This window comes from Blautia sp. MCC269 (assembly GCF_018785655.1).
Classification (GTDB): domain Bacteria; phylum Bacillota; class Clostridia; order Lachnospirales; family Lachnospiraceae; genus Blautia_A.
In genome coordinates, this window is record NZ_WQQE01000006.1 from 81163 (window position 1) to 92285 (window position 11123).

An 11123-nucleotide genomic window follows, 5' to 3' on the forward strand; every position below is an offset into this window, starting at 1 on the left:
TATTGTAATGGTTTATTCTGTTTTTTTCAGCTGTTCTCTGATATCCGCATCAACAATTTCCTCGCCTGTCCGCTCATTTAACTGTGCACGGGATTCTTTTGAAAGCCCGTCATTGATCGTACAGTTCATGTCACAGGTGGAACATTTGTCCAGTTCTTCTTTGGATACCTTTCCATCCCGGTACTCTCTTACAATTTTGTTTTCGTACATGGAATATTTCTTCTTTGTCCAGAATTTCAGCTTGTGGCGGATTACCCACCAGGCCGGAACCCAGATATATTTATGCATGGCCGGTGACACAGATCCGATCATCCAGCAGTCTCTGTCACAGCAGCGGACTTTTTTGCGGACTTCTTCTGCCTGAGAGGAATTCCATAATTCTTCCCAGGTCTGTTCATTGAGATTTCCCATGACTTCTTTATCTTTTGTTCCGTTACATGGCATTACATCTCCATAAGGGTCAATGAAAAACGTATCAAAAGACATGTCACAGGGAAGAAGACGCTTCTGCCCGTAAATGTAGTTAATCAGTCCATGATTAAAGTACGCACGGAACCACTTTTTCGGAGAATTGGAATTCAGTAATTCATTGACAAGTTTTTCGAAATTCTTTGCAACCATAGGTCTGTCGTGGATAATATTTTTTGCTTCCACAAAATAAAAACTGTTGTGAAGGGATGCAGTTGCAAATTCCATTCCCATCTTGTCTGATAAACGGTAAAGCGGTACCAGGTCTTTTGCATTCTTATCCTGTACGGTCATTCCGAATCCGACATCTTTCATTCCCATTTTCCGAAGTTCTTTCAGTGTTTTGTAGCCTCTGTTAAAGCCATCCTTAAGGCCACGGATCTCATTGTTGGTTTCTTCCAGTCCTTCAATGGAAATACGGATTCCGACATCCGGAAATTCCTTACAGAGTTTGATAATACGGTCTGTAAAAAATCCATTGGTGGAGATTACAATACGGTCGGATTTTTTGTAGAGTTCCCGGACAATTTCCGGAAGATCTTCTCTGATGAAAGGCTCCCCTCCGGTAATATTGGTAAAATACATTTCCGGAAGTTTCTTTAAGGTTTCAATACTGATTTCTTCCTCCGGTTTGGATGGACATTTATACCGGTTGCACATGGTACATCGAGCATTACATCTGTATGTTACAATAACAGTTCCATTTAATTTTTTTGCCATAATCTTCTACTCCTGCTGTTTTCTACCTGTTTTCTTCTGTCATAATACTCCCAGATAAAGCCAAACAGATAAAATAAGGTGAAATTCATTCCTGTACGGATTACCAGTGTTTCAAGAAATCCGTAAATAAAAAATATTCCATATACAATTACATAATCCAGACGTCTTCTCTCAAACATCCACCACAAAGTTCCTGCATGTAAAAAGATAAAATACAGAAACAATACGATTCCAAAGCCCAGAAGCAGATACATATAACCGTTATCCAGCGTATACAGCCCCGCTTTTTCGGCTTCTTTTGGATCAGACTTATAGTACATTAAGGGCTGGCCCCATAAAGAAAATCCATAGTACTGATAGTACTTGACAGCTTCCGCAATACGTGCGCCAAAAGTGCCAAACAGTTTTTTAAAAATCTCCCCGTCTTTACAGAGGCAGACAAAAACCGTCGTTATGCCCAGAACCCCCAGATACCCGGCCAGGAAAAGATTTCTCACCACTGTTATTTTCCGGTACAGGAACTGTGTTACTCCACGCTTATTATACAGCACAGTGCAGATCAACAGCAGTCCCAGAAGCAGTACTACAGTACTGCAATCTGTAACTGTTTTCACAAAAACCATTGTAATTATGATTCCCAGATAATGGACCAGCCTCAGTCTTCCTTTTCTCAACAGCCAGAACAGTAACACAAGCTGAAGAATTTTTGATGCGGCTGTATTCGGGTGTGAAAATCCCAGACTGTACGAAGCCACCAGATGTCCACTTTTTATCGTTTTACCAAGCGGTACAATGCCGGCTGCACATAAGCTCTCCAATATTATAAAACTGACAAGATGGCTTCCAAACAAACATTCCGTGATTTTTCTTGCCCTTACGTTTTTTCCTGCACATAAAAACCACAATGCCATGGAAAGAAACACATCTGTCGGATTATGTGTATATACCATAAAACCAATAGTTTCTGTTATTGCGATCAAAAATATCATCCGGGGCTCTTCTGCTATATCAAAGATCATTTTTAATACAAGCAATGCTTTGATCATATTAATAAAGGCAATATAATGTTCCCATTTTACCAGTGGAATATATGTTAATATACTTCCCTCTCCGACAAGTGTTGAAATTATAATATATGTGCACAAACATGCAAGATACAGTATTTCTTTCCAGTTAACATCCCGCTGCATTTTACTTTTCATTCTGTTCCTCATTTCCGTGTTTCTGTGGCTTAGCTGCCTTCTGCCGGGCAGGCAGCACTGCCTCTGTTTCCGCTCATGTAGTCTTTGGATTTGACGGTTTCCGCATGAACCGGTACCGGTGCGAAAATACCTGCCAGTATTTCCCGTCCTTTTTCTTTAATGTGATCGGTGATTTTTTTCTTTCCTTTTCCAATAATCTCATCAAAGAATTTCACACCGCCAAAAGCAATGATTCCTTTTCCAATAGTTTTCCATGCCACATTTGCAATCTGGGATCTGGCTGCCTTTGTCATTACCTGTTTCCATACAGCTGCCATACTTCCTCTTCCTGCTGTGATCTTCGGAATCTTGATGTATTTGGACGCAGAACCAAAGATTGCTCCTGCGGTAGCTCCTCCTGCGGCACTTTTGGCTGTATTGTATGCCAGATTGGCAAAGGAGTAACCGTCTTCCTTACGGTAGCCTTTGGCTCCTGTAGCCATGCTCAGACCATCTCCCACAAAAGTTTCCACGGCTGCTCCTGCTGCTCCTGCTGCCATGGTGTTTCCACCGCTTGCAACAAAAACGGTTCCTGTTGTAAAACCACCGGCTGCTGTTCCCACATAGCTCTGCCAGGAACTTACCGTTGGCTTTCCGTTTGCAATGGAAGTTACCACATCTCCGGCTGCTTTTACTGCCACATTGGCAACTGCGCCTACAATTCCTCCGGCCAGCCATGCCACTACCTGGCCGGTGGGGTCATACATATTCACCGGATCATTGAGGCAGTATGTATACGCATTGAGAGTCAGAGGCACGGTGATGGCTCCGGCCCATGGATCTTTGCTCAAAAATCTTCCAAGCGTCGGGGCGTATTCTCTTGCGTTGGCATAGAGAAGTCCGTCAGATGGTTCCTGACGGTATCCGGTGAAGCCCCAGCCTGTGTATCCGTTTCCGGAAGTTTCCTGGTTTCCAAAACTGTCACATCCTGCATACACAGATTTCTGTCCTTTTTCAATCCTGTATACAGGAGTCATTCTCTCATCATTTACGAAGAATGAGGTTTTTCCTGCTTCCGTTTCACCTAAGATTCCTTTATCTCTCAAGATATTCCGGTAAGAAGCTCCGCTTCGGATACTGAAAAGATGATTGTGTTCTTCGGATATATCGTAGATATATTTTTCGCAGACCGGTTTCTGTCCCTGGATTTCTGTGGCTGCGCTGATCCGGTTTCCAAATCCATCGTTGGCATAACGTGCTGTCATCTCCGGTGTTTTCAGTGCGGTAAGCCGGTTTCTCACATCAAAAGTAAACTGTCTTACAGGATTTCCATTGACAGCTTCCTCTGTCATGTTTCCTCTCTTGTCGTAGAAAAACTGCGAAGTTACCCCGCCGGTGCAGGAACTGATCAGCTGGTTCAGAGAATTATACTGATACTCTGTATATTTCCCGCCAACTGTGGATGCAGTACGGTTTCCAAATCTGTCATAAGTATATTTTTCTGCTGTCTGGCCATTTTTCAGTACCTGGATCAGCTGACCTGCCGGATCATAATGATAGGAAAACTGTTCTTTTTCTTTTCCTTCTTTTATGAGTTCTGTTCTGCGGCCGGCCCTGTCATATCCACAGGAAATCTTTTCGTCCAGCTGACCGTTTCGTCTGCTGCAGATCTCTGCAAGATTTCCCTGAAGGTCGTACCGGTAGGAAGCAGAAAATCCACCTGGATATTCCAGGTTTTTGATTCTTCCATCCGGATAGTATGAATACTCTACTCCCTCCTGAGAATTTTTGCAACCGGTAATTCGCAGACCCTCGTCGTAAGTATAAGTAGTTTCCATGCCATCCGGGTAAATAATTTTCTTCTTTTCTCCACGAAGTCCCCACTCAAATTTCAGGATTTCCTTCTCCGGATTCATGATTTCCTGAATCCGTCCCATAACGTCTATGTGGATTTCGGTAGTTCCGTTCCAGTCTTTTATGCGGATCGGATTTTTGAATGTATCATACTCATAGGCAATATCTGTTCCATCGGAAAATCTGTATCCACGAACGGTTCCGTCCGGATTATAAGTACAGCTGACACTGGTTCCGTCCGCATCCGTCCTCTTCAGCGCCCTTCCGCATTTGTCATAGACAAAGGTTGTTCTGTTTCCTGCCGGGTCTGTAACACCTGTAATGTTTCCTGCCAGATCTCTCTGGTATACGGTTGTTCTCAGAGCTTTCTGTTCCTGATTCAGGCTGTTGAGAACACCAGCGTCAATTCTTCCATCTTCCGGCTGGAGGATGGCAGTCAGACGGCGGCATCGGTCATAGTGGTACCCGGTCTGATTCCCAAGGGCATCGGTAATGCATTCCAGAAGTCCTCCCAGGGAATACTGGTATGCGGTCTTTTCTCCTTCTCCGTTGACAACGGAGATTACATTTCCGAGGCCATCGTATTCGTAAGTTTCACAGATTCCGTTTTCCTGTTCTGCACGGATGACGCGGCCCAGCACATCGTAGTTAAAGAACCACTTTGTTGTTTCATTTTCTGTGATCTGTGTGATGTTTTCGTTTATATCATAAAAGAATTCCCGGGATTTTCCATCCATATGAGATTCTTTTTTCAGAAGGCCGCCTGGATAGTATTCTCTCTTTTCCATAATTCCCTGGGCATCTTCGATCTGTTCCAGATTTCCAAGGCAGTCATAGCGGAATTTTTTTTCATATCCGTCTCTGTCCCGGAAGGAAGTCATATTTCCGGAAAGGTCATAGGTATATTCTTCTGCTGTTCCATCGGAATACCGGACTTCTGTCACATTTCCAAGGGCATCGTAGGAAGCCTTTACTTCCATATCCGATGGATCTTTGATATAGTCCGGGCGGTTCAGGGCATCGTAGCCCAATGTGTGAACGCCGCCTTCCGGGTCAATTCTCTTTATGAGGTTTCCACAGCTGTCATAGCTTAACTGGTTGACTGCGCCTTCCGGATCTGTAACACGTACCAGGCGGTGAAGAGCATCGTACTCATAGCGGGTAATGCCGCCCTCACCGTCTGTTTTTTCTGTCAGGTTCCACATAACGTCGTACTTCATGCGGGTGCAGCATCCATCCGGATCTGTGACGCAGACCGGTTTGTTCATCTCATTATATTCAATTTCTGTGACACCACCATTGAAATCCGTGATCTGAATCAGGTTTCCGCAGGCATCGTAACGGAGATGTCTTTCCTCACCCTTAGCATTTCGGATCATGATCAGATTATCGGCGTCATCGTACTGATATCTGGTCACATTTCCGAGAGCATCCCGTTCGGAAATTACCTGGTTTCTGTCATTATATCCGTAGACATTTTTTCCACCCATGGTGTTTGTGATGGATTCCAGCTTTCCGCCATTGTCATAGCTCATATAGATTCTGCTGTTGTCCGGACGTGTCCATACTACAGGCTGGTCATTTTCATCGTACTCATAGGTTTCCCGGTTTCCAAAGGCATCTTCTGTCCAGATCTGGCGTCCTTTTTCGTCATACTCTGCCTGATGCACCAGCTGACCGTTCATAAAGACGCTTTTCAGCTGGTTTCTGCCTGTATATTCGATATCCATCTGGTCATCCAGAGGAGAAGTGAAACGGCTCATGTTGCCGTTTTCATCGTAATCGTAATAACTGGTATTTCCTCTTTTGTCGGTAAAAGATGTTCTCTGGTTGTTATCGTTGTAGGTAAAAGATTCCTCACCATCTGCATAAATGTTCTTCGTATTGCGGAAAAGATCATCGTGTTCATAAGTGATCCGGTTTCCGTTCTGTTCGGTCATGATGACCTGGTTCTGCTCATCCAGATATTCGTATTTTACAATTCCACCGTCCGGGAATCTCTGAAGAACGGTTCTTCCTTTTTCGTCGTATTCATTCTTAAGAGCGGTAATTCCTTTGGAATTCACGATTTCTGTAAGATTTCCGTTGCCGTCATAGAGATAGCTGCTTTCTCTTCCCTGGGAATCACACACAGAAGAAAGACGTCCGTTATCACAGTAGATATTCAGACTTCGGCCGGACTGATCTTTTATTTCTTTCAGGCTTCCGGATTCGTCGTAATCAAAGGCTATGTAATCTCCGTTCTTATCTACAACTTTCCGGAGAAGTCCTTCCGCATAGTTCAGGGAAACCCGGGAACCTTCCGCTGTTTCTTCTTTCTGCAGAATTCCGTTTGTATCAAAATGCCAGGACATGCCTTCATGATCGGTTACACAGTAACCGTCTTCCGTTTCCTGAAGTTCTGCCAGGGTTCCTTTTTCCGGTGTGTAATTTTCTCCTTCCCGGAAAAACTTAAGCTGGGAAGCGTCATCCCGGATCATGGTAATCTGGTCCGCTGCAGTCTTTAAAACAACTTCCCAGTTATGCATCCATCCTCTTCCCAAAATTCCGCCTGCAGGGTTCTGCATATTGTAGAAAATCCGAAAGGAAAGATCCATGTCTGCTTCCACATGCAGAAGTGTTTTTTCGTATACATAATTTCCGTTACAGAGATTGACTGGGTCTTTGCTGTAGGCACTGGAATTATCGAGGCCGTATTTTTCACTTACCGCATCAATCTTATTGCGGATATCTGACAGACTTTTTTCTCCACGATTGCCGGAACCGCTGCCATTTTTGCCCAGAATCCGGTTCTCCGCATTCTGATACAGAGCCGTGATTTCTTCCAGTGCACTGGAAAGGACCTGAAGTCTCTGTTTTGCAGTTGATACATTCTGAAGATTTCCGTTGAGTTTTCTTTTTATCTCTGCCATTGCAGATGAACAGATCTGCAGATTGTTCATGACATTCCTGACTTCACTTTCAATTTCCGTAACCTCTGACGCCAGCCGTTTTTCCTGATCTGCCGCCTGTTTCATTCCTGAAAATCTTGTTTCAAATTCAGACACGCCTGCACACCTCCCATTAGTAGCTTTATTTCTTTTTCATAAACTTACGGATAAACATTTTTCCTGTGTTCCAGTATTCACATACGATGGACTCCTTCAGAACCAGAAGCATAATTCCATATACCAGGAAGAATACAATTCCCCCTGCAAGGAGCATCGGAAATGTTGAAAGACTGCTCTGGCGAATGGCCATGGATGCCACGGATGCCAGACAGACCGCAGTAACGGATTTCCAGATCTCCGCTCCTCCGAAGAGTTTTCCAAGATCTTTTTTCAAAATACACATCTGATAAGCCAGAACAACCAGTTCCGCAGAGACTGTTCCGATGGCAGCTCCGGAAGCTCCCAGTCTCGGAATCAGAATTGCATTGATAATCAGGTTGATGGTGGCTCCTGCAATTTCTGAATACAGGACATATTTTTCTTTTCCCATAGGAATCAGTATCTGTATTCCTGTGATATTGCTGAGTCCGATGAGAAGCAGGGTTGGCATAATGATCTCCATAGGGAGAATCGCCCTTTCAAAAAGTTTTCCGGATACCAGATAGATGGTAGGTTTTGCAAAAATAATAAAGAACATTGCCAGGGAACCACCGGCTATAATCTCGAAAGCAGCTGCCTTTTTTGCCAGTTTCCAGAATTCTTTCCGGTTTCCTTTTTCCCAGTGATAGGATACTCGGGGAAGCAGTACGGTTCCCAGAGAAGTTACCACGCTGACAAGAATATTTTTGATCTTTACAGCAGCATCGTAACAGCCGTTCTCATCTGCGCCTTTGATAAACCCAAGCATTACGCTGTCCATGTTTGTATAAATGGTTGTAGCCACGGACATTCCGAAAAAAACAAAAATCGGTTTCAGATGCTGCCGGAAATGATAGCCTCCTACAGGACGAACCGAGATCATTTTGTGAAGATTGATAAAGTTCATAGCATTGGAACCTACCAGCGCAAGGACGGTAAAAAATCCATAAGCCACATAATCATCGCTGTTATGTATAAATACAAAAATGCATACAAACGCAACAAATTTGAAAATAATGGAGCGGACCGTAATATAAGTATACTGTTCCAGTCCTTTATACAGCCACTCCACACCAAGGGTGTTGAAAAAGATCAGAATACCCATGACGAGAAACAACGTCTTTTCCTGCCTGAGCCGTGGGGTAAAAAATATGGCGGCAAAAAAGGCGGCGTATGACAGGAAGCAGGTAATCATATTGATAATCAGAACTTCCTGTACTGTACGGCTTAATTTTTCCCGGTCATCTCTCACTTTCGCACATACGCGGATTCCATATGTGGGAATGCCAAGCTGGGCAAACATGGTAAAATAGGTGATTATCGCATTTGCAAAACTTACCATTCCCATTCCATATGGCTTCAGAATTCTGGACGCATATGGATAGGTGAGAAGTGGAAACAGGATATTACTTCCTGTAAGGATTACATTCATTATAAAATTGTATGTCACAGATCGATTGTCGGCCTTTTTCACTATTAGTTCCTCTTTTTATCCCTGATATAACTTAATCGTTTCCTGAACGATTTTATCCCAGTTGTATTTGCCACAGATAAAATCTGCGGATTTTGCCTTATAGCCTTCCACCACTTCCGGATGATCACAGAGATCCTGAAGTTTTTCCCGCAGATCCTTTACGCTGCCTTTTCTAAAAGTTACACCACAGTCTTCTATAACTCCGGTACAACCGGAAATATCGGAAGTGAGACAGCAGTTTCCGTAACTCATCGCCTCCATCAGACTTAAAGGCATGCCCTCCAGATCACTGGGCAGAGTATAAAGATATGCATTGCTGTAAAGTTCTTCCAGTGTTTTTCCCTGGACAAAACCTGTGAAAATGATTCTTTTATCACCGGACGCAAATTCTTTCAGTTCTTCCATGAATTTTCCGGTGTCGCTGACACCGCCTGCAATTACAAGCTTTTTGTCCGTATGTACCTTTTTGAAACTTTCAATCAGATAACGCAGTCCTTTTTCCGGTACAATACGGCCCAGAAAAAGAATATAACCATCTTTTTCAAGTCCCCATTTCCTGGAAATAGCATCTGCCTTTCTCTGAACCGGACGATTAACTCCATTTGGAATCAGCCATGTTTTCCGTCCGTACTGTTTCTGAAAATATTTCTGTTCTCCTTTATTCAGAACAATGATTTCATCCGCAAAACGGACTGCACACCGCTCTCCCATATAGATAAATTTCGATGCCAGGCCATTTTTCCATTTTTCACGGGCCCAGTCGATCCCATGAATGGTACAGACTACTCTCTTTCCAAAAAGTTTGGGCAGCCAGCTGAAAAACGCTGGTCCCTCCGCATGGATATGTACCACATCATAATTTCCGAATGCTGTTCGAAGCGCTGCGAAAAAAGATGCTGTCAGCGCCGCAAAGCCCTTTTTCTCTATGGTAAAAACGTAACGGATATCGATTCCTTTATACTCATGTACTGCTTTTTTATCGAACTGTGCACCACTGACATGATGTCCTCTTCTGTTAAAACAGGTTACATGATAGCCCTTCTGAACCAGGCGTGTACCCAGTTCCTCCACAACGATCTCAACGCCGCCTTCCCTGGAAGGAATTCTCTTATGTCCAAATATGGCAATATTATGCACTTCTCTCATTGCTCAGTTTTTCCTCCATAAATGCGTTTGATTTTTATCAGATATCATCATTCCCGTCAGTGCCATCAGCCAGAAGGGATGATATGCGATTTCCATCAGATGCTGCTCCATCACACAGCACAGAAAAACTACCATCAGGATAAACATCCTTCCCGGCATCTGTGCTTTCATCAGCCGGAACATAATCCATACGGATAAAACTGTAAGCATAGCCAGAACCAGTATTCCGTACTGCAAAAGTATATTAATGTACGAGGAATCCAGGAAAAAATATTCCACACCGTCTTTCAGGTGAAGGGCTCCTCCATTTCCATTCATGACCACTTCCTGACCAAGAAGGGGGATGGAATAACGTTCAAATCCCTCATGTCCCTGTGACAGCCGCGTATTCAGGATTCTGTTCAGAAGTCTCATCCAGCCGTAATCCTGATTGTAAAGCAGTGCCAGAAGTATAGAGCCCACCGCACAAACCGGCATACAGAAAACACCTGCTCTCTGTATTTTCCTGTTTTCCTTCAGAATTTCTTTTTTCTTCAACAGGAAGAAAAGCGCCAAAATCCAGAGCCCCAGAGCGCTTGTCCTTGCTCCGCAGAAATACAGACAGAACACACCAAGACAGGCCGTAAAGATAATATCTCTGTACCGGATATTTCGAACCTTCAGCCACAGATAACAGGCTGCTGAAAAAAACACATGTGCTGAAAAATCTGTTGGATAAATACTTCCAAAAGATATTCTTGTGATACCGCCACGTTCTTTCTGGACATAAATAAGATTTTCGATTTTTCCGGTCAGTGCCGCAGCCATTGTGACCAGCAGGCATCCTGTGGATACCCACAGGAATACCCGGATCACTTTGTCTGAATCCACATCCCTGGCTCCAATAATCAGAACAGCCAGTTCCAGTACATATCTTCTCATATAGTGATGCCAGCAGAGAATCAGTACTCCGGCCGCAATTCCCGCAATCAGGATTTCATATAATTTCCAGGGCCGGCCGCAGGAAATCTTTGCAAATACGACCAGAACCCCAAAAATAAATACCAGATGCAGCTGTGTATCTGTCCATCCATAAGAAAACATGGTCGTATCCTTAAATGCCATTACTGTAATCATCACAAAGAAAAGCAGATACAGATTTTCGAAAATATTCTGTTTTTTTTCATCCGCTTTGCGGTATATACTCATTACTGTGTTCTGAATCATGATACT

The 11123-nt window shown here is 43.6% G+C and carries 6 protein-coding genes; all 6 read right to left on the reverse strand.

The annotated features are described in order from the left end of the window. Positions 1-12: 12 nt before the first annotated feature. Entirely contained in the window at positions 13-1191 is a 1179-nt protein-coding gene (locus GPK88_RS18765; protein WP_442860203.1) for a radical SAM protein, read from the reverse strand. Next, positions 1173-2234 (reverse strand): hypothetical protein, encoded by a 1062-nt coding sequence (locus tag GPK88_RS01785; protein ID WP_215707489.1) that lies wholly within the window; start codon positions 2232-2234, stop codon positions 1173-1175. Before GPK88_RS01785 ends, GPK88_RS18765 begins: the two co-directional genes overlap by 19 nt. 185 nt (positions 2235-2419) lie before the next feature. Further along, a complete protein-coding gene (locus GPK88_RS01790; RefSeq protein WP_215707490.1) occupies positions 2420-7270 on the reverse strand; it encodes an RHS repeat-associated core domain-containing protein in 4851 nt (1616 codons plus the stop codon). A 25-nt stretch (positions 7271-7295) separates the two neighbouring features. Next, positions 7296-8741, reverse strand: coding sequence for a flippase (locus GPK88_RS01795; protein WP_330626524.1), 1446 nt, complete (start codon positions 8739-8741; stop codon positions 7296-7298). Positions 8742-8780: 39 nt separating this feature from the next. After that, positions 8781-9911, reverse strand: a complete 1131-nt coding sequence (locus GPK88_RS01800; protein WP_148445342.1) for a glycosyltransferase family 4 protein — start codon at positions 9909-9911, stop codon at positions 8781-8783. A 3-nt stretch (positions 9912-9914) separates the two neighbouring features. After that, a complete protein-coding gene (locus GPK88_RS01805) occupies positions 9915-11117 on the reverse strand; it encodes a hypothetical protein (RefSeq protein WP_173762079.1) in 1203 nt (400 codons plus the stop codon). Positions 11118-11123: the final 6 nt, after the last annotated feature.

What these genes read in the sequence shown, in the direction of transcription:
- GPK88_RS01785 (WP_215707489.1), bottom strand. Translation starts at nt 2,234, where the DNA reads ATGATCAAAGCATTGCTTGTATTAAAAATGATCTTTGATATAGCAGAA.
- GPK88_RS01800 (WP_148445342.1), bottom strand. Translation starts at nt 9,911, where the DNA reads ATGAGAGAAGTGCATAATATTGCCATATTTGGACATAAGAGAATTCCT.
- GPK88_RS01805 (WP_173762079.1), bottom strand. Translation starts at nt 11,117, where the DNA reads ATGATTCAGAACACAGTAATGAGTATATACCGCAAAGCGGATGAAAAA.